The sequence below is a fragment of the Cellulomonas soli genome (assembly GCF_013409305.1).
In the GTDB taxonomy this organism is placed as follows: domain Bacteria; phylum Actinomycetota; class Actinomycetes; order Actinomycetales; family Cellulomonadaceae; genus Cellulomonas; species Cellulomonas soli.
This window is the reverse complement of the sequence record NZ_JACBZJ010000001.1, coordinates 2,281,512-2,301,113: the sequence shown is the minus strand read 5'-3', so window position 1 is coordinate 2,301,113 and position 19,602 is coordinate 2,281,512. Positions and strand designations below refer to the sequence as shown.

General features: G+C 73.0%; 18 protein-coding genes. 6 read left to right on the top strand and 12 right to left on the bottom strand.

The window, feature by feature from the left end; translation table 11 throughout:
• Nucleotides 1-12 precede the first annotated feature (12 nt).
• Together BKA22_RS10685 and BKA22_RS10680 are read left to right on the top strand one after the other, a co-directional pair.
• Entirely contained in the window at nucleotides 13-246 is a 234-nt protein-coding gene (locus tag BKA22_RS10685; protein ID WP_146953556.1) for a hypothetical protein, read from the top strand.
• On the top strand, nucleotides 243-1,112 hold the full coding sequence (locus tag BKA22_RS10680) for a hypothetical protein (protein WP_146953557.1): 870 nt from the start codon (nucleotides 243-245) through the stop codon (nucleotides 1,110-1,112). Before BKA22_RS10685 ends, BKA22_RS10680 begins: the two co-directional genes overlap by 4 nt.
• A gap of 35 nt (nucleotides 1,113-1,147) precedes the next feature.
• Here the strand turns inward: BKA22_RS10680 and BKA22_RS10675 are convergent, their stop codons facing one another.
• On the bottom strand, nucleotides 1,148-4,051 hold the full coding sequence (locus tag BKA22_RS10675) for an FAD-binding and (Fe-S)-binding domain-containing protein (protein WP_146953558.1): 2,904 nt from the start codon (nucleotides 4,049-4,051) through the stop codon (nucleotides 1,148-1,150).
• Between the two features lie 154 nt (nucleotides 4,052-4,205).
• On the opposite strand from BKA22_RS10675, the gene BKA22_RS10670 reads away from it, so the two are divergent.
• Nucleotides 4,206-5,450: a benzoate/H(+) symporter BenE family transporter gene (locus tag BKA22_RS10670; protein WP_146953559.1), complete on the top strand. Its 1,245-nt coding sequence runs from the start codon at nucleotides 4,206-4,208 to the stop codon at nucleotides 5,448-5,450.
• Nucleotides 5,451-5,454: 4 nt separating this feature from the next.
• Here the strand turns inward: BKA22_RS10670 and BKA22_RS10665 are convergent, their stop codons facing one another.
• The 9 genes from BKA22_RS10665 to BKA22_RS10625 form a co-directional block, all read right to left on the bottom strand.
• Nucleotides 5,455-5,613 carry a hypothetical protein gene (locus tag BKA22_RS10665; RefSeq protein ID WP_179561742.1) on the bottom strand — a complete coding sequence of 53 codons (159 nt, stop codon included), beginning with the start codon at nucleotides 5,611-5,613 and terminating at the stop codon, nucleotides 5,455-5,457.
• 107 nt (nucleotides 5,614-5,720) lie between these two features.
• Nucleotides 5,721-6,131, bottom strand: a complete 411-nt coding sequence (locus tag BKA22_RS10660; protein WP_146953560.1) for a hypothetical protein — start codon at nucleotides 6,129-6,131, stop codon at nucleotides 5,721-5,723.
• A gap of 321 nt (nucleotides 6,132-6,452) precedes the next feature.
• The gene (locus tag BKA22_RS10655) at nucleotides 6,453-7,526 is read right to left on the bottom strand and encodes a hypothetical protein (RefSeq protein ID WP_146953561.1); all 1,074 of its coding nucleotides are present in this window, start codon (nucleotides 7,524-7,526) and stop codon (nucleotides 6,453-6,455) included.
• Nucleotides 7,527-7,674: 148 nt separating this feature from the next.
• Nucleotides 7,675-7,899, bottom strand: coding sequence for a hypothetical protein (locus BKA22_RS10650; protein WP_146953562.1), 225 nt, complete (start codon nucleotides 7,897-7,899; stop codon nucleotides 7,675-7,677).
• Entirely contained in the window at nucleotides 7,896-9,860 is a 1,965-nt protein-coding gene (gene feoB, locus BKA22_RS10645) for a ferrous iron transporter B (protein WP_307725896.1), read from the bottom strand. The genes BKA22_RS10650 and feoB overlap by 4 nt, the downstream gene beginning before the upstream one ends.
• A gap of 14 nt (nucleotides 9,861-9,874) precedes the next feature.
• Nucleotides 9,875-10,114: a FeoA family protein gene (locus tag BKA22_RS10640; RefSeq protein ID WP_146953564.1), complete on the bottom strand. Its 240-nt coding sequence runs from the start codon at nucleotides 10,112-10,114 to the stop codon at nucleotides 9,875-9,877.
• A 104-nt stretch (nucleotides 10,115-10,218) separates the two neighbouring features.
• Nucleotides 10,219-10,656: an OsmC family peroxiredoxin gene (locus BKA22_RS10635; RefSeq protein ID WP_146953565.1), complete on the bottom strand. Its 438-nt coding sequence runs from the start codon at nucleotides 10,654-10,656 to the stop codon at nucleotides 10,219-10,221.
• 66 nt (nucleotides 10,657-10,722) lie between these two features.
• On the bottom strand, nucleotides 10,723-11,880 hold the full coding sequence (locus BKA22_RS10630) for an ATP-binding protein (RefSeq protein WP_146953566.1): 1,158 nt from the start codon (nucleotides 11,878-11,880) through the stop codon (nucleotides 10,723-10,725).
• 96 nt (nucleotides 11,881-11,976) lie between these two features.
• Nucleotides 11,977-13,278, bottom strand: coding sequence for a M15 family metallopeptidase (locus BKA22_RS10625; protein ID WP_179561741.1), 1,302 nt, complete (start codon nucleotides 13,276-13,278; stop codon nucleotides 11,977-11,979).
• Nucleotides 13,279-13,404: 126 nt separating this feature from the next.
• Between BKA22_RS10625 and BKA22_RS10620 the strand changes: the two genes are divergently transcribed.
• From BKA22_RS10620 to BKA22_RS10610, 3 genes are all read left to right on the top strand, one after another.
• Nucleotides 13,405-13,872 carry a hypothetical protein gene (locus BKA22_RS10620; protein WP_146953567.1) on the top strand — a complete coding sequence of 156 codons (468 nt, stop codon included), beginning with the start codon at nucleotides 13,405-13,407 and terminating at the stop codon, nucleotides 13,870-13,872.
• A 20-nt stretch (nucleotides 13,873-13,892) separates the two neighbouring features.
• On the top strand, nucleotides 13,893-14,468 hold the full coding sequence (locus BKA22_RS10615) for a protein-L-isoaspartate O-methyltransferase family protein (RefSeq protein WP_146953568.1): 576 nt from the start codon (nucleotides 13,893-13,895) through the stop codon (nucleotides 14,466-14,468).
• A 207-nt stretch (nucleotides 14,469-14,675) separates the two neighbouring features.
• Nucleotides 14,676-18,578: a S8 family serine peptidase gene (locus tag BKA22_RS10610; RefSeq protein ID WP_146953569.1), complete on the top strand. Its 3,903-nt coding sequence runs from the start codon at nucleotides 14,676-14,678 to the stop codon at nucleotides 18,576-18,578.
• Nucleotides 18,579-18,695: 117 nt separating this feature from the next.
• On the opposite strand, the gene BKA22_RS10605 is transcribed toward BKA22_RS10610, so the two are convergent.
• A complete protein-coding gene (locus tag BKA22_RS10605) occupies nucleotides 18,696-19,154 on the bottom strand; it encodes a HicB family toxin-antitoxin system (protein ID WP_146953570.1) in 459 nt (152 codons plus the stop codon).
• Nucleotides 19,151-19,345 (bottom strand): type II toxin-antitoxin system HicA family toxin, encoded by a 195-nt coding sequence (locus BKA22_RS20505; protein ID WP_146953571.1) that lies wholly within the window; start codon nucleotides 19,343-19,345, stop codon nucleotides 19,151-19,153. Before BKA22_RS20505 ends, BKA22_RS10605 begins: the two co-directional genes overlap by 4 nt.
• Nucleotides 19,346-19,602: the final 257 nt, after the last annotated feature.

Sequence of the window (19,602 nt, the reverse complement as noted above, 5' to 3'; positions counted from 1 at the left end):
ACGCTCGCTGCGATGGTCGGCGCGGTCGTCGGCGGCGCGGTCGGCATCGTGACATCAGGCGCGATAGACAGCGTGTTCGAGAACGGCTGGGACGTCGGCACCGCGTTCGAGAATGGCTGGCAGGATCTGACAGATACGGGGTTGGCCGTGGCTGACCTCACCGAGCAGGGGTGGGTGGCGGCTGGCGACGCGATTTCGGCGGCCGGCGACGGCCTCTCCGACGCATGGGACTCGATCTTCGGATGAGCACGACACCGGGCCGGGGACGCCCGCACGGACCGGTCCCGGGGCAGCCCCCGAGCTCCCTCGACGAACTCATCCGCGAGCAGCGTCGGCTCGAGCAGCGTGTCCGTCGCCGGGAGATCCCGACCGCGGTCGCCATGATCGCGTTCGGCGTGACCGGGATCATCTTCGGCCGGGAGGAGCCGCTCGCGGTCTTCGTCGGGAGCTGGATCACGGGGGCTGCACTCTGGTTCCTGGCCGGTAGATCGCTGCGGAACCGGCAGGAGCAAGGGACCGGTCGGCGAGGGCAGATCGCCACGCGCACGCTCGGACGTCAGGCCGCGACCGTGCTCCACCAGCATCCCGCGCGCGAACGTGTGGCCGCTGGCTTCATCGCGTACGTCGGGGTGCTGTTCGTGGGAGGCGGTCTGCTGACGCAGCGCCCGTTGACGCCGGCGTCCGTGGCCGGTGTCCTCCTGGTCGGCGCACCGTTCGCCGCGGCCGGGCTCCGTCGGCTCATCCGAGCAGCACGTGACGGCGTCTGGCTCACCCCGAGCCTCCTGGTGGTCCGGGATCACGGGACGACGTACCGAACCGCCTGGGACGACGTGGCTGCCGTGTCCGAGGCGGCCGGCCCCACCTCGCTGGTCGTCGTGCTGCCGCGATCGATGGCGGCGCTGAGCGTCACGGGGCGCGACCGTGGCTCGCGGCGAGGGAGAGCGCTCGGCGACATCCCCATCCGCACCGGTGCACTGGCGGTCGACGCACCCACGCTGGTGGACATCATCTGGCACTGCCACGACCCTGCGAACCGGCCCGAGCTCGGGACGGCGGGCGCAGTCGGCACCGTTCGGAGAATCGCCGAGGAGCACAACCTCCCTCACCGCTGACCTCGATCACAGGTCAGGACCGAGGTGGTGAGTGGTCAGCTGGGCTGGGTGCGTGCCCGGACGCGTTCGGCGAGCAGCTGCGCGAGGTGGTGACCCTGGACGCCGGCGAGCTGTTCGGCCTGGGTGCGGCAGGAGTACCCGTCGGCCAGGTAGATGTCGCCAGGGGCCGCCGCGCGCAGGGCGGGCAGCAGGGAGTTCTCGGCGACAGCGACGGACACCTCGTAGTGGCCCTTCTCCATGCCGAAGTTCCCGGCGAGCCCGCAGCAGCCGGCGGTGGTCGAGAACGTCGCGCCGGCCTTCGTGAGCAGGGCACGGTCGGCGGTCCACGTCATCACCGAGTAGTGGTGGCAGTGCGGCTGCACGACGGCGGTGACGTCGGACAGGTCGGGCACCTGCCAGCGGTCGCCGGGCCCGACGGGTGCCTCGGCGGTGAGCAGCTCGGCCAGGGTGTGCGTCTGGCGAGAGACGGCTGCGGCGCGCGGGTCGTCGGGGAACAGGTCGAGCAGGTCGGAGCGCAGCACCGCTGTGCAGGACGGCTCGAGGCCGACGATGGGGATGCCGTTGACCGCGAACGGGCCGAGGGCCTCGAGAAGGTGCTCGAGCTGGTGCTTGGCGCCGTCGAGCTGACCGGTGGAGATCCAGGTGAGGCCGCAGCACGCCTGGTGGTCGGGAACGAGCACCTCGTAGCCGGCGTCGTTGAGCACGGTGACCGCGGCCTTGGCGACGTCGGGGGCGAGGGTGTCGCTGAAGGAGTCGGTCCACAGCAGCACGGGGGTGCGGGTGCCGGTGCGGGCGGCGGACGGTGAGGCCCCGCGGGTGACCAGGTCGTGGCCACCCTTGTCGACCCAGGTGCGGAACGGCTCCTCAGCGAACGCGACCATCTTCCTGCGGGTGTCCATGCCACCGGCGGCGAGCACGGCCTTGGCCAGGGGGCGGATGCCGAGCAGGGCGTTGGCGACCTTCGCCAGGCCGGGCACGCCGGTGACCAGGCGGGCCCAGCGGGGCAGCCAACCGAGCGCGTAGTGGTTCATCGGGCGCAGCCGGCGGCGGTAGGTACGGTGCAGCACCTCGGACTTGTACTGAGCCATGTCGACGCCCGCCGGGCAGTCCGACGAGCACGCCTTGCAGGACAGGCACAGGTCGAGCGACTCGTGCACCTCGGGCGAGGACCAGCCGCGCGAGACGAGCGTCCCGTTGGCCATCTCCTGCAGCACGCGGGCACGGCCGCGCGTCGAGTCCTTCTCGTCCTTGGTGGCCAGGTACGACGGGCACATGAACCCGCCCGCGGCCGTCGAGTCGGCACGGCACTTGCCGACGCCGACGCACCGGTGCACCGCCGTGGTGAGGTCGCCCGCGTCGTGCGGGAATGCGAAGCCGCTCGCCGCAGGCAGCCGGCGGGCCGCAGGGCGACGCAGGTCCGCGTCGAGCGGGCGCGGGTTCACCAGCACGCCGGGGTTGAGCAGGTCACGTGGGTCGAGCAGCGCCTTGAACGCACCGAACAGCTCGATGGCCTGCGCGGAGTACATGACCGGCAGCAGCTCCGAGCGGGCGCGTCCGTCCCCGTGCTCCCCGGACAACGAGCCCCCGTGCGAGGCCACGAGCTCGGCGGCGTCCTGCATGAACGCCCGCAGGGGGTCGCCCGAGCGTTCCATCGGGATGTCGAGCCGCAGGTGCACGCAGCCGTCGCCGAAGTGCCCGTACGCCAGGCCGTCGACACGGTGCGTGGCCATGAGCGCCTCGAGCTCGCGCAGGTACGCACCGAGCTGCGCGGGCGGCACGGCCGAGTCCTCGAACCCCGGCCAGGCCTGCTCCCGCGAGGGTGTCCGTCCGCCCAGACCGGCACCGTCCTCGCGGATGCGCCACATCGCGGTGGCCTGCGGACCGGGCGGGAACACCCCGACCGCGCTCGTGCCGGCGTCGGCGGCCAGCGCCTTGGCGCGCGCCAGCGCCTCGTCGAGCGTGTCGCCGCCGACCTCGACCATCAGCCAGCCGGCGCCGTCCGGCAGGGGCGGCACCGCGTCCGGACCCTTGACCTTGCGGACCACGTCGATGAGCCGCGAGTCCATGCCCTCGATGGCCAGCGGGCCGTGCGCGAGCAGCGCGGGCACCGCGTCGGCGGCCGTGGGCATGTCCGGGTAGCCGAGCACCACGAGCACGGGCGCCGCGGCGATCGGCACCAGGCGGAGCGTCGCACCGAGCAGCGTGCCGACCGTGCCCTCGGTGCCGACCAGCGCCTTGGCCAGGTCGGTGCCCTTCTCGGGCAGCAGGTGCTCCAACGAGTAGCCGGACACCTGACGACCGAACCGGCCCAGCTCGGTGCGGATGACGTCGAGGTGACCGCGGACCAGCGCGTCCAGGCCGGGCACGACGTCCAGCGCTCCGGCACCGGAACCTGCGTCGAACCGGCGGCCGTGACCGTCGACCACGTCGAGCCCGAGCACGTTGTCGGCCGTGCGCCCGTAGGCGACCGCACGCGGGCCGCACGCGTTGTTGCCGATCATGCCGCCGAGCGTCGCGCGGGCCTGCGTGGAGGGGTCGGGGCCGAACCGCAGACCGTGCGGGGCCGCCGCCTTCTGCAGCGTCGCCATGATCACGCCCGGTTCGACCCGTGCCGTGCGAGCCTCCGGGTCGATCTCCAGGATGCGGTTCACGTGCCGGGAGAAATCGAGCACGATGCCCGTGCCGACCGCGTTGCCGGCCACCGACGTGCCGCCACCTCGCGAGGTCAGCGGGATGCCCGTCTGCCGCGAGACCTCGGTTGCGGCCAGCACGTCGTCGACGTCCAGCGGGAACACCACGACCTGCGGTACGACCCGGTAGTTGGAGGCGTCCGTGGAGTACTCCGCGCGGCGGCGCGTGGAGTCGTCGACGCTCCCCCGCACCGCGCTGCGCAGCGCATCGACGACGTCCGGGGCGGTGGTCTCGGTCAGGGCTGCCACCCGGCGAGTGTCCCACCGCACGTCCGGGACCCGGCGACGGACGCCGCGGGCTGGACACCGCAGGCCCCACGGCGCGCGATGAGCCCCGACCGCAGGCGCCGATCCCCCGAAACACGGGGCTGGCAGCATCGCGTCCGACACGGACGGAGGGGCCATGAGCGACGAGACGACGACCCGCACCCACGACGAGGACGCGAGCGGCACGGCGACGACACGCGACACCGCGCACGCCGTCTCTGCCGGCGTCGTCACCGCGCTCGTCGGCTTCACCAGCGCGTTCGCCGTGGTGCTCGCCGGGCTGCGGTCCGTCGGTGCCGACCCGCAGCAGGCGGCCTCCGGCCTGCTGGCCGTCACGGTCGCGATGGGACTGGCCACCGCGCTGCTCGCGTGGCGCACCCGGATGCCGATCACGGTCGCGTGGTCCACGCCCGGAGCCGCGCTGCTCGCCGGGACGGGCGCTGTGACCGGCGGCTGGTCGGCGGCCATCGGCGGGTTCGTCGTGTGCGGCCTGCTGCTCGCCGCCGTCGGGTTCTCGGCACGGCTCGAACGCTGGGTGCGGCTCATCCCCGTGCCGCTGGCCAACGCGATGCTCGCCGGGGTGCTGCTCCAGCTGTGCCTGCAGCCGGTGCGAGCCCTGGTCGACGCGCCGCTGCTGGTCGCACCCGTCGTCATCACCTGGCTCGTCCTGCTGCGCCTCGCCCGGCGGTGGGCCGTGCCGGCCGCCATGGGTCTGGCCGTCGCCCTCGCCTGGACCTCCGCGGACGTGCGCGCGCTCACCGTGGCCGACCTCGCCCCGCAGCTGGTCTGGACGACTCCGACGCTCACCTGGGCGGCGCTCGTCTCGGTCGCCCTGCCGCTGTTCGTCGTGACCATGGCCTCGCAGAACATCCCCGGCACGGCCGTGCTCGCCGGGTTCGGCTACACGGTGCCGCTGCGCCGCTCGATGCTGGTCACCGGCGCCGGGACCGTGCTCGCCGCACCGTTCGGCGGACACGCCATCAACCTGGCCGCGATCTCCGCCGCACTGGCCGCCGGCCCGGAGGCCGGACGCGACCCTCGTGGCAGGTGGCGGGCCGCCCTGACGGCCGGCGGCGGGTACGTGCTGCTCGGCATCGGCTCGGCGGCCGTCGCCGCGATCGCCCTCGCCGCACCGGACGGGCTCGTCGCCGCCGGGGCCGGGCTCGCGCTCGTCGGCACCATGGCGGCCGCGCTCGGCGCCGCGTTCCGGCTCGAAGCCGACGACCCCGGCACGCCCGGGATGCGCGAGGCGGCCGCCGTCACGCTGCTGGTCACCGTCTCGGGCATCGCCCCGCTGCGGATCTCGGCCGCGTTCTGGGGGCTGCTCGCCGGGATCGTCACGCTGCTGGTGCTGCGCGCGCCGCGCTGGTCCCGGATCTGACCCATCAGCCCCTGAATGCTCGCAGGCAGACCGCTCCGGCCACCAGGAGCGCGATCACCACGAGCGAGCCGACCAGTTCGCGCCGCCCGCGCTGACGCGCGTCCTGCGATGGATCGGGACGCGTGGCCCACCGCACGGCAACCCATGCCAGCAGCAGCGCCACGCTAGCGAGGGCTGACGGCCAATACCCGCTGAGGACACCGACGACGAGCCCCAGGGTGCCAAGCAGAGCGAGCCGCCACGAACCCTCACGCAGTCTCTCGGTGGGAGTCATGGGCAACGGAACGTCCCGCTGAGCACGGCATCGTCGGACACCGGGGTCGTGGTGTCATCCGCGGCACGGCGCGCGACCACACCCGGCAGCGCGTCGGCGACGAAACCGTGCTCGTCCGCCTGCAAGTCCTCATCGGAGACGAACACCAGCCCGTCGCCGAGCTCGGCGCGCGTAGCGGTGACCGCAGCACCCGCAGTGAGCGGCACCAGGGCCGTCACCCCCTGCTCGCCCGCCGTGCCAACGAACTGCCTGAGGTCACCCAGCAGGCTGCAGTGCGGATCCACCGGAACAACCTCGACTGTCGCCTGGGTCCCGTTCACCGTCGTGTACACGACGGTGAACGGCTCGGGATCCTCCGACTGTGCGGCGCAACCTCCGATCGTCAGGAGGAGCGACAGGAGGAGCACGACCGGCGGCCCCTTACGCATGCGGGTCCGAAGCACCGAGACCGGAACGCACTCGGTCGAGCTGCTCCCGCGAGAGAGCCTCGCGTGCAGCACCCAGTTGCCGCGCCGACTCCCTGACCGCCGCATCGAGTGGCCCCTGTCGAAGCGCGTCTTGCAGCGACACCCGACCATCGAGCACGTCAGCCGCGAGCCGCGCGAGAGCGCCACCGGGTGCAGCGTCGCGAGCGCGGGCGAGTTCGCTCACCAACTCGTAGTGCACGGCGGAGGTCGGCGGAATCGACGAGAGAAACTGTCGGCTGTCACTCATAATTTCCACCCTCTTCACCCGAGGCCCGGCCCCGAGTAGCCGGCCGGAATCGGGAGACGCAATGCCCCAGATCCAAAAGTGGCCGCAGTCGAGATTAGCACCACTACACCATTCAGCGACTCGATCGCCGCCTGAATCACATCCCAGATCGATCTCGCCAACCACGCGACCCGCGCATAGGCGGCCGAACCAGCGATGAAGCCTACGACACCTCCGACGACAGTCTCCGAACTCGCTACGGCAAGCGCGTACGAGACTGCGCCGACGAGCGCAACGTCGATGAGTTCGGCGAACAATCCTTTCAGGGTGGAGCTGGCGGCGATAATCCCCTCGTGGAGCGTGTCAAAGTAGCCAACAACAGCATCAAGTGCCTCGGCGTTGGCTCGCAGCTGAGCCGCATACCCGGTGAAGTACTCATTCGCGGAGTCTGCGGCGCGCCCGCTCCACCCATCGAGGCAGTGCGACAGCGCGCTCCCGACGTTCGCAGCGGTGAGCCTTTCAAATTCGCCTAGGCGCGCGAGCGCCCAGGAGCATGAGAGTGCACGATCCCAGTCTCCCGAGAGGAGCTTTGTCGCCTCCGCGAGCGGGTCGTAATCGAAGGCCCAGGCGATCACCTGATCGATCGCGGAGCTGAGACTCAGCCAGTTCGTGCCAACGGCCTCAGTCAGATAGTCGTGGCCACCGCCGGAAAGTTGCGGCTCGGTCAGGGCGACCGTCGGAACCACGGGCTCAACGTAGACAGCTCTGCTCCAGGGAATACTGAGGCGCCCACCGCGAGAACCCTGCATCAAGGAGTCGAGCCTCGCGGCTGATTCAAGATCCGTCCGGTCGTATTCTCGCGCGCTCTGATCCAACTCGAAACCGGACTTGAGGAGACTCTCCCGCTGTGCGGTCAAGGCAGCCCGGAGGCTCTGCTCGGTCTCGCCGGCCGCGGTGGCCGCAGCGTGAAACAGCAGGCCCGCGGACTCGTGGCCGAACTCCAGATGCGCAGTCGCGTACTCGGACGCCCGACCGGATGCTTCCTCCGCCCGAACTTCCAAGGAGTCAGCCATCCCGCGAAGGCTCACCGTCTCCACAATGAAACCCATGCCACCGTCCTCCCCCGGGATCTCGCCGGCGGCACGCTACACCCTTCACCAAGGTGCGACTCACGGCCGGCGCCTGTAGGAATCCGTTCTCCGGGGCACTGCGACTCACCGGTTAGCGGCGACGAGACGTGCCCGCAGACCACGCAGGTCAGCGCAGCGACGCGACGGGGCAGCCCGCGCAGGCAGGGGTCGCGGCGGCGCAAGCCGCACCCGGCGTCCGCGGGCCGGCGCACACGCTCGTCACCACACCGAGCCGCACCCAGTGGTCGATCGCGGCGTCGACCAGCCCCTGGTCGAGCCCCAGCTGCCGGGCGACACGGTCGGGCGTCGCACCGGCACGGGTCTGCGCGAGCACGTCGGTGAGCATGCTCATGCCAGGCCGCCGAGCCGCGAGCCGATCTGGAAGACGAGCACCGCACCCACCCAGGCGAGAGCTAGGCCGATGCCGACGGCCCGCAGGGTCCAGCGGACCCCGAACAGCCGGCGCTGCTCGGCGATGGTCGCCAGGCACGGGCTGTAGGCGAGGACGAACACCATGAACGCCGCCGCAGCGGCCGCCGGGTGCCCGCCGGACGTGCGCTCGAAGGTGGCCTGCATCTGGGTGCCGAGGTCGCCCGGCTGGGACGGGTCCTCGGGCTCGGCGACGGCGAACGACTGCGCGAACGAGCCGACGACGACCTCCTTGGCGACGAACCCGGTGGCCAGCGCGGCGGACGCCTGCCAGCTGCCGAAGCCTGCCGGGGCGAACACCGGGGCGATGGCCTGCGCGGCGCTGCCGTACAGGCTGTCCTCGACGGGCACGTCGCCGACCGGGTGGTTGCCCGTCATCGGCACGGCCATGAGCAGCCACACGGCGGTGAGCGTGACGACGATGATGCGCCCGGCCTTGAGCACGAACGCCCGCACCCGGACCCACGCCGACAGCCCGAGCGCGCGTACGCGGGGGCGCTGGTAGGCGGGCAGGGCGAGCACGAACGGCTCGGTGCGCACGTCCCGGAACGCGGTGCGTCGCAGCAGCAGCCCGCCGACGACCACGAGCACGACGCTCGCGACGTACATGAGGAAGATCGCGGTACCGGGGTTCGACGGGAAGAACACCGTGGCCAGCAGGATGTAGACGGTCAGGCGGGCCGTGCAGGAGGTGTAGGGCACGAGCAGCCCGGTGAGCAGCCGCTGCCGGGCGTGCGGCAGCGTGCGTGTGGCGGCCAGGGCGGGCAGGTTGCAGCCGAACCCGACGACGAGCGGGAGCACCGCGCGCCCGTCCAGCCCGATCAGTCGCATCGCACGGTCGGCGACGAACGCGGCGCGCGCCAGGTAGCCGGAGTCCTCGAGGATCGCGATGGCCACGAACATCAGGCCCATGAGCGGCGCGAACGACAGCACCGTGCCCACGCCCGCCAGCACGCCGTCGACGAGCAGGCCCTCGACCCACGCGAACCCGCCCGACGAGGGCAGCAGGGCGCGCAGCCCGTCGCCGACCCACCCGTTGACGAGCGTGTCCACCGCGGCCATCAGCGGCGCGGCGACGGCCGTGGCGAGCTGGAACAGACCCCACATGACCAGGGCGAACACCGGGACGCCGACCCACGGGTCGAGCAGGAGGCGGTCCACGCGGTCCGACCAGGTCCGCACGGGGGTGGCGACCGCAGGACGGTCGAGCGCGGCCTGCACGCCGGAGACCCACGTGAAGATCTCGTCGGCGTCCGCGAGCGCGGCATCGCCCGAGCCGTTCGCGACCTGCTCGTCCGTCGGGCGCGCCCGGAGTCCTTGCACGTGGGACGGCCGGACGAGGGCCTCGGCGACCGCCTCGGTGAGCTCGGTGCGGCCCGAGCCCGTGCGCGGGTCGACGGCGACGACCGGCACGCCGAGCGCGGCCGCCAGCCGGTCGGCGTCGACCGGCACGCCCCGGCTCGAGGCGACGTCGGACAGCGTGAGCGCGACGACGACGGGTCGACCCGTCCGGGCGACCTGCCCGAGCAGGTAGAGCGAGCGCGCCAGCCCGGGCGCCTCGACGACGGCGAGCACCACGTCGGGGGCACCCGCCGCGCTCTGCCCGGCGACCGTGTCGGCCGTGACCTGCTCGTCGGGCGTGCGGGCCAGCAACGAGTACGTGCCCGGCAGGTCGACGAGCCGCACCCGGGCCGTGCCGCCGACGCCGCGCCACGTGCCGGTCTGCAGCTCGACGGTCGTGCCGGGGGCGTTGACGACGTGCTGCCGGGCGCCCGTCAGGGTGTTGAACAGGGTCGACTTGCCGACGTTGGGGTTCCCGACGAGCACGACGGTCGGCTCCGCCGTGCGGGCCTCGACCGCGAGCGCGCCGGGGTCCGGGCTCACGTCGTGGCAGGACATCAGGCGACCCCGACGGGTGCGACGTGCTCGACGTCGACGAGCGCGCAGGTGCGTCCGTCGAGCGCGAAGCGGTCGGCGCCGACCGCGACGACCCGTCCGCCGAACGCGGCGCGGTGCGTCACGTGCACGACGACCCCGGGCTGCAGCCCCAGCTCACGGCAGCGTCGACGCATCCCCTCGTCGAGGCCGATCCCGAGCACACGGACGGCATCGCCCGGACCGCAGTCCACCAGATCCATGCCCCGACCGTAGAGCGAAGGTGAGCCTCACCTACTGGGACCGAGGTCCCCCTCCGGCGACCATGCCGATCGGATGCCGATCGGACCGCAGATCGGACCGCAGCTCAGACGAGGGCGGCGTCCAGGGTGATCTCGGTGCCGGTCAGCGCCTTGCTGACCGGACAGGTCGCCTTCGCCGCGTCGGCCACCGCCGTGAACCCGGCGGCGTCCAGGCCGTCGACCCGGCCCCGCACCGTCAGTGCGATCCCGCTGATGCGCAGACCGCCGGCAGGATCGGGTCGCAGCGTGACGTCGGCCTGCACGTCCAACGAGACGGGCGTCCCGCCCGCCTCGGCGACCAGGGCCGACAGCTGCATGGCGAAGCACGAGGAGTGCGCGGCGGCGATGAGCTCCTCGGGGCTGGTGACCCCGGCAGCCTCCTCAGCGGTACGACGGGGGAAGGAGACGTCGAAGGTGGCGGCACCGGAGCTGACGAGGGCGACCTGACCACCACCCTCCATGAGCGTCCCGGTCCAGGCGGTCCGTGCGGTGCGCGTGGGCATGCGGTCTCCTCAGGCTCGGACGGTCGGCGCGGTGGCGCCAGTGGCCACCCTAAGAACCTGCGGCGCTCAGCGCGCGCGGTCGAGGTGTCCGGCGACCACGTGCACCGGCGCACCCGCCTCCCGCAGGGCCCAGGCGGCCCGTGCGTGCAGCGCACGCCGACCCGACGGGTCGAGGCCGTCGTACAGCGCACCGCGCACCAGGTCGTGCCGGAACACGAGGCGATCCCCGCGTGCGTGCACGAGCCCCGCGGCCATCGCGTGCCGCAGCGTCCGCCAGCACCCGGCCACGGGCTCCCCCGACAGCGCGGCCACGTCGGAGATGACGAACGACGATCCGAGCACGGAGGCCTGGCCGAGCAGGAGACGGACCTCCGCCGGCAGGTAGTCGAGCCGGGCGCGCACCACCGCGTCGAGCGCGACGAGCCAGCCCGGGTCGGGCGTGTCGTGCACGCCGTCGAGCACGACCACCGCCCCGGTCCGCCTCGCCGTGCGCACGACGTCGGTGATGAGCATCGGGTTCCCGCCCGCGGTCGCCACCGTGCCGCGCAGCGCCGGGCCGATCACGCCGCCCACCATCGTCTCGGCCAGGTCGAGCGAGGCGCGGGCGGACAACGGACGCAGCTCGAGGTATCGCGCACCGGCCCGGGTCCACGCCGTCACGACCTCGGCGAGCGCGGGCCGGTACGGCACCGGGCGCATGGTGGCCAGGACGAGCGCGCGCGAGACGGCACCCTCGTGCGCGAGACGCAGCAGCACCTGCAGCGACGCGTCGTCGGCCAGGTGCACGTCCTCCAGCACGAGCACCCACGGGTGCTGGTCGCCGCGGTGCCGGACGAGGGCGGCGAAGAGCTCGCCGGCGCGCTCGACCAGGACCGCGGCGCCGGTCGGGTCGTCACCGAGCGCGTCGAGGAGCGAGGTCAGCTCGGCGCCGACGGGGCTGGAGGTGGCGCGTCCGCTCGGGCCGAGCAGGGCAGCGGTCAGCATCGCGAACGGACGACGGTCCGCCTCGTCGGCCCGGGCCACGCACAGCTCGACGTCGAGCAGGTGCGCGCCGCCGCGCAGCGCGCCGACGAGGCTCGACTTGCCCACGCCGCACTCGCCCTCGATCAGGACGGTGGCCCCACCGCCGCCCGCGACCACGGACAGCAGCTCGTCGAGGTCGTCGAGCTCGGCGGCACGGCCGACGAGGGGATGCGCCCGCCCGGACCCGGCCGAGGTGCTCATGCCCCGGGACAGTACCGTGCGGGCCGCGCCGTGCCCTGGCGAGCCGGCGAGCCGAATCGTTCCGTACCGGGTCGTGCGATCGCCGCCCGCGGGACGTCAGCCGACGTACTCCCAGTGCCAGGCCTCGGGCTTGCTCCCGCTCGCTGCCGCCCAGTCGGGGTGCACCCAGGAGTAGGCCGCGGCGTTCTGCGTCATCCACACGAACTGCGCGGTGCCGAAGCCCTCCACGCCGCCGCCGAGGTCGACCGCCACACCCGTGCCGTGGTTCGACGTGCCGGGCTTCGCGCACAGCGAGCCCTTCGCGGCGACGCAGGCCACCTGGCCTGCGTACGAACGGTAGGAGTCGCTCACCGTGAGGTGCACGCCGAACTGGGCGACGTAGGCCGCGTCGAGCTCGTCGAGCGCCTCGGCCGCGTCGCAGCGCAGCTGGATCCCGGCGTCGAAGGCAGGTGAGCAGAGCGCGGACGCGGGGATGCGACCGTTGGCGTACCCGAGCAGGGACGCCTTCCAGGCGGCGCGCTGGGCCGCCTGGTCGGCTGCGGCCTGCGCGGCCGCCGCTGCTGCCACGGCCGCCGCCTGCTGGTCGGCGACCGTCTTCTCGGTGGTCTGCTGGACCTGGTCGGTGAGCGCCGCGACGGCCGCCACGGCGGCGCGCAGCCGGTCGACGCCGGTCGTCAGGGAGGCGGCGCCCGGCAGGAGGGCGTCGGAGACTTCGTCGGTCGTCCCGGCGGTCGCGGCGGTGTCGGCGCTCGCCGCGCCGTCCGCGGTCTCGCCGGCTGCGGCGGGGTCGGTCGCAGGGGGGTCGGTCGCGGCGGAGTCGGTGGCGGCGCTCGGATCGGTCGCCGCACCGGCGGTGTCGGCAGCGGGCTCGGTGGCCTCGGGGGTGGCCGCCGCGAGGGAGGTCCGTTCGGTGGACCGCGAGGCCGTCGAGTCGGTGCGCGAGGCGAGCAGGGGGTCCGTGGTCTGCGCCGCGGCGAGCAGCGCGTCGAGCTCGGCGGTGGCGGCTTCGAGGGCGGCGACCTGCGTGGGGTCGGCGGCGACCTGGGTCGCGGCAGCCTGGGCCTCGCGGGCGTCGTCGACGGCCCGGGAGGCCACGAAGATCGCCGAGTCGGCCTGCGCGGCCTCGACGTCCAGCGGTGCGCTGACGGCGGACGACGTCGATGCGCCGGTGGTCGCCACCCCCGGACCGGAGGCCTGACCCCACACCGGTGCGACGACGACACCGACGAGCGCCACCGCGAGGGTGGTCACGAGGCCGCCCTGCGCGAGGCGGGTGCGGGTGCGTCCGACGGCGTGGTGCGCGGGCGTGTGAACGCTCGCATCATGGAGGCGAGCGGCCTGGGCGACGTGCTTGCCGCCTGCGGACCGTCGCCGCGAGATCGGCAATCTGTCACTCATGCGTCACAGGTTAGGTGGCGACCTCCGGGATCCCGTCGACGTCCCGCACCCCCCTCGCGGAGATCGTGTGGAGATTCCCGTGACGGAACCGTCACAGAATTCACGGGAGCCGGATACGATTCGTCCGTGGACGCCGGCCCTCGCACCCCCTCGACCGACGCCCCGCAGCCGCGGGAGCAGGTCACCGACCCCACCGTCGGCCGCACCGCCGAGGCCCGCACCGAGCCCTGCGCACCCCGGGGCCTCGACGACCTGTACGACATCGGTCGCCTGGCCGAGCGCCTCGGCGTCGAGCACGCGACCATCCGCGTCTGGCTCTCCCGCAAGGTCCCCTGGCTCCCGGCCCCCGACGGACGCCTGAACGGTGGCGCGGTGTGGCGGGCGAGCACCCTCGAGGGGATCGAGGAGCGCCGCCACCGCGGTCGCCCAGGACGCAAGCCGCGGGTCGTGCCACCGGCTGCGTCCGCCGACGTGCCACGCACCGGTGCGATCCCCGTGATCCCGGCGGTCCTGATGCCCGACGCGGCCGGACGCACGGAACCGGTCGGCGCAAGTCCCGTCAGCACAGGTCCGGTCAGCGCGCCCGCGGGCTGACCCGCTCCTACCCTCGGAGGATGACCGCCGACGGCGTCGACCCGGTCACCGCGGCGATGGTGGCCCACCCCCGGGTCGACTTCCTGCCCCCCGCTCAACGTCGGCACGCCTCCGAGGACCGGCCGCTACCCCTGTGGCACGGGCAGACGAGCTCGCAGCCGAGCACGGTCGCCGAGATGCTGCGCCTGCTCGACGTGCCCGTCGGCGCGCACGTGCTCGACGTCGGCGCCGGGTCGGGCTGGACGACCGCGCTCCTGGCCCACCTGGTCGGCCCCACGGGCACGGTGCTGGGCCTCGAGCTCGACCCGGAGCTGGCGGCCTGGGGTGCGCGCAACCTGGACGCGACCGACCAGCCGTGGGCACGGCTCGAACCGGCGGACCCGGGCGCGCTGGGGCGGCCCCGCGCCGGCGGCTGGGACCGCGTGCTGGTCTCGGCGGCCGCCCGGGTGCTGCCCGACCGTCTCGTGGAGCAGCTCGCGCCGGGCGGGCGGATGGTCGTCCCGGTGCGCTCGACGATGCATCTCGTGGTGCGCGACCAGGCCGGCGAGGTCCGGGTGAGCACCCACGGGTCGTACGCGTTCGTCCCGCTGCGCTGAGCCGTTCCCCCGCCGAGATCGCCCCTGTGTGACGCGCCCTGCGGCAGGTCGGCGCCCCGACGTCCACCATTCGGACGATCTCCTCACAGGTGACGAAAAGGGCAACTGGTCAGTAACGTGCAGGCAGCGCACGTCCGCTGTGACCCAGGACACGGCCGACGTGACGCCGTCAGCGACTGTTCCACCCCATCTGCCAGGGATGTGCTCATGACGCGTCGACCACTAGCAGGGCTCACGGCCCTCTCCCTCACCCTGACCAGCGCCGTGCTCGGGACGAGCGCGCTGCTCGCCGGCGCGGCCGCCGCCGCACCACCACCGGACACCCCGGTCGCCGCAGACCCTGCGCTCGCAGCGACCCTCTCGACGACGGCCGAGGACTCCCCGTCCGGCAAGATCTCCGCCGACCTCGCGGACGCCGACGGCACCGTGACCGCGATCGTCCAGCTGGACGCGCCGTCCGGCGTCGAGGTCACGGCCGAGGGTGGGGACCCCGCCGCCGTGCAGGCCGCCGCCGAGGACACCGAGGACCTGGCCGCCGACGTCGTGCCCTCCGAGCTGTCCGACGCGACCGCCGGGGCAGCCGCCCCGCAGCGCATCGCCACGCTCACCAACCTCGTGGCCGGCACGCTCGTGACCGGTGACGCCGCCAAGATCCGCGAGCTCGCCGGGTCCGACGACGTCGTCGCGCTCTACCGGGTGACCAGCAAGACGCTCGAGAACTCGCACACGGTCTCCTTCACCAAGGCGCTGCAGGCCTGGCAGGACACCGGCCACACCGGTGAGGGCGTCCGGATCGGCATCATCGACACCGGCCTGGACTACACGCACGCCGACTTCGGCGGCCCCGGCACCGTCGAGGCCTACGCCGAGGCGTACGGCACCGACGGCGCCGGTCCGGTGCCCGCCGAGCTGACCGACCCGGCCAAGTTCATCGGCGGCTACGACTTCGCCGGCCCGCTCTACGACGCCGACCCGGCGTCCAAGCTGCCCGGCGCCACGACCGTGCCGACGCCCGACGAGAACCCGATCGACGCGTCCTACCTGTCCGACAACTCCGGGCACGGCTCGCACGTGGCCGGCACGGCGGCCGGCTACGGCGTCGACGCGACGGGCAAGACGTTCACGGGCGACTACAGCGCCCTGACCGACGTGTCCGACTGGACCGTGGGCCCGGGCACCGCGCCGCAGGCCGAGCTGTACTCCCTCAAGGTGTTCGGCGACATCGGCGGCTCGACCGACCTGACCTCGCTCGCGCTCGACCGTGCCGCCGACCCGAACGGCGACGGCGACCTGGGCGACCGGCTCGATGTCGTCAACCTCTCGCTCGGCTCCGACGGCTCCCCCGCCGACGACCCGGACTCCCAGCTCATCGACACGCTGTCCGCGCTCGGCACGGTCGTCGTGCTGGCCGCCGGCAACGCCGGTGACCTCGAGGACATCGCCGGCTCCCCCGGCAACGGCGTGACCGGTCTGGCCGTGGCCAACTCGGTGGGCAGCCCGCAGACCTACGACGGCGTCGAGGTCACCGCGGCCACCGACCCGGCCTCGGTGCGCACCTGGTCGGGGCAGAACTCGATCAACTACGCCGGTGACGCCGACGTGACCGCCCCGGTCGTCGCGATCGGTGCCACCACGTTCTCCGGCTGCACCCCGTTCACGGCGGCGCAGGCGGCCCAGGTCGCCGGCAAGATCGCCTACCTGTGGTGGGACGACGACGACTCCTCGCGTGCCTGCGGCTCGGCCACCCGGTGGACGAACGCGCAGAACGCCGGTGCGGTCGGCGTGCTGATCGGCACCACCGAGACCGTCTTCGCGGCCGGTATCGCCGGCAACGCCGGCCTGCCCGGCGCCCAGCTGACCGGTCCGTCCACGACCGCCCTGCTGCCGGAGATCACCGCGGGCACCCTGACGGTCCACCTCGGCCCGTCGCTGTCCGGCGCCGTGATCGAGGACATCGCCGGTGACGCGCTCAACTCCGGCTCGTCGCGCGGTGTGCACGGCTCGCTCGGCGTCGCCAAGCCCGACGTCGCCGCACCCGGCACGCTCATCGTGTCCGCGGCTTCGAGCACGGGCAACGAGGGCCACAGCCTGTCCGGCACCTCGATGGCCTCCCCGCACGTCGCGGGCATCGCCGCCCTGGTCCGTTCGGCCCACCCGGGCTGGGGTCAGGTCGAGGTGAAGGCCGCCGTGGTCAACACGGCGACCCACGACGTCACCACCGAGGGCCTCGGCAAGGGCGAGACGTACGGGCCCGCCCGTGTCGGTGCCGGTCGCGTCGACGCCCTCGCCGCGGTCACCACGCCCGTGGTGGCGTACAACTCGCAGGTCCCGGCGCAGACGTCCGTGGCCTTCGGGGTCGTGAACGTCGGCGCGAGCACGGTGAAGGCCACCAAGACCGTCACCGTGAAGAACCTCGGTGACAGCCCCGTCACCTACGCCACGTCGGTGACGACCGCCACGACCGCCGGAGGGGCCACCATCACGGCCTCGCCCGCGAACGTCACGGTGCCGGCCGGTGGGCAGTCGCTCGTCACGCTGACCCTCACCGCCGACCCGACGACCCTGGCGCGGGAGATCGACCCGACGCAGGACGTCACCCAGGCGGGTCTGCCGCGCGAGTACGTCACGCAGCTGTCCGGCCGGCTCGTGCTGACCTCGGGATCCTCCGAGCTGCGCGTGCCCGTCCAGGCCGCACCGCGACTGGTCAGCGACCTCAAGGCCGGGGCGGTGTCCTTCGCGGACGCCGGCGCACCGACCGCGACGCTGCCCCTGAGCGGGCGTGGTGTCGCCGACGGTGGCTGGTACTCGCTGTCGACGCCGCTGATCCTCGCGGCCACGAGCCCCAAGCTCGAGACCGCACCCGGGTTCGTGACGTCGGCGTCGGCCACCGCGGCCGGTGACCTGCGGTACGTCGGCTGGGTGTCCACCGCCCCGCAGGAGGTCGCAGCCGGCGGCGAGGCCACCGACGGCTACCTCGGCATCGGCGTCGCGACCGACGGCGAGTGGGCCACGTTGGGCCACTCGACGCAGCCCGTCGCGGACATCGACATCGACGGTGACGGCACCGCCGACATCGAGTCGTACGTGACCAAGTACGCCGAGTCCGACATCACGGTCGCCCTGACCGTCGACCTGGCCACGGGTGCGACGCTCGACATCGAGCCGGTGAACCTGTTCTTCGGGGACGTCGAGTCGGGGATCTTCGACAACAACGTGGTCGTGCTCCCGATCGCGCTCGGCGCCGTCGGCATCGAGCCCGGCGACACCCCGACCGTCCAGGTCTCGACGTACTCGCAGTACGCCCAGGACCCGTCCGGCATCCTCGACTCCGTCGAGCCGTTCACGATCGACCCGTTCGACCCGACGTTCTGGTTCGAGAACGACATCACCGGGTCGTTCTCGTCGCTCGGTGCCGACGGCACGGCCGTCCCCGTGCACCACGCCGCGGGGGTGACCAGCGGTCAGCTGCTGGTGCTGCAGCACCAGAACGCCGCGACGACGAGCCGGGCCCAGGTCGTCGACGTCACCGTCCCGGAGGCCGTCACCACCACCACGACCCTCAAGGTCACCGGTGGCGGCAAGGCCGGTCAGGCGGTCACGCTCGCGGCGAGCGTCGCGCCGCGTGACGCCCAGGGCACCGTGACCTTCCTCGACGGCACGACCGAGATCGCCTCGGCCGCCGTCACCAACGGGAAGGCCACCGCCAAGGCCGCGCTCGGCGCCGGCACGCACCAGCTCACCGCGGTGTACGCCCCGGCGACCGGCGCATGGAAGGCGTCCACGTCGAAGCCGGTCAAGGTCACCGTCGCCAGGTCGGGGTCGAGCACGAAGCTCGTGATCTCCCCGAAGCAGGTGCACAAGGGCACGGCGGCGACCGCCACGGTCACCGTCACGGGGCAGACCACCGCCCCGACCGGCACGGTCGAGATCCGCGAGGGGCACAAGGTGCTCGCCTCGGGCACCCTCACGGTGAACGGCTCCACGGGCACGGTGACGATCACCCTGCCCACGACCCTGACCGTCGGCACGCACCAGCTGACGGCCGTGTACGTCGGCAGCACCGACGTGAACGGCTCGAAGTCCAGCGCGAGCCTGCGGGTGGTCCGGTAGCACCCGCACGTCGATCACGGCGGCCCGTCCCCCGGAACACCTCCGGGGGGACGGGCCGTCGTCGTTCATGACAGGGAAAGGTCGCGTGTCGAACCGCGGACCGACGTCCCGCGCCCGCTACGCGGCGGGCGACCTACGGCGCGCGGCCTTGCGGACATCCGTCCTCCGGATCTCGTACTGCGACCCGCCCTCACCGGAGTGCACGAGCTGGTGCGCGCGTTGGTGCGACACCCCCAGAATCCGACCGACGTCGCGCAACGGGACGTCGGCGTCCACGAGCCTGCGCGCGAGGCTCCTCGCGCCGTCGGCTGCGGACACTTCGAGCGCGGCCGCCTTCTGGCGATCCGAGCGGATGCGGGCAGCGTCGCCTGCCACATCGATGTCGTCGACGGCGGTGACAGTCACCTCGACGACGACGTCCTCGAGCGGCACGCCAAGGGTGACGGCAACGAGCTCGCGTGCCATGTCCGCGGCGTCACCCAGGCGGCGGGTCTGGGTGACGCCATCGACGCCGGGGACGGTGATGGCCCACCAGCGGCCCTCGCGGGCCGCGGTGGCGGTGTAGGCGGTGCTCATCGTGTCGCCTCCAATGCCTTGAGGATCCTGCGATACACGCCAGGGCTGATCGTGCGGTGCCCGTCGGGGACCGCAACGCCTGTGCCGTCAGGGTGCTGCCACCAGGTGTGGGATACGACGGTACGTTTCGGCTCGAAACCGGCGTTCTGCAGTTCGCGAGCGACCTTGCGGGTGGGCTGCTCTGCGATCACACAGAGTAGTCAAGTCGGCCTAGACGTAGCAAGTCAAGTCAGACTAGACGGCGAACATGCCTCGCGCGACCCACGGGCACCAATGCCAACCCGGTCCCACAGCGGCGGCCGCGGAACCGGGAACGGCTCGACCACAACCCGACTGCTGTGGGGACTTCGCGCCCGAAGAGCTCGATGATGTCGGCCCTCTCGTGCACAGGGAAGATGGCAACGGACTCGCGCAGGGCCAAGAAGTCGCCCGAAACCCCTCAAGTCGC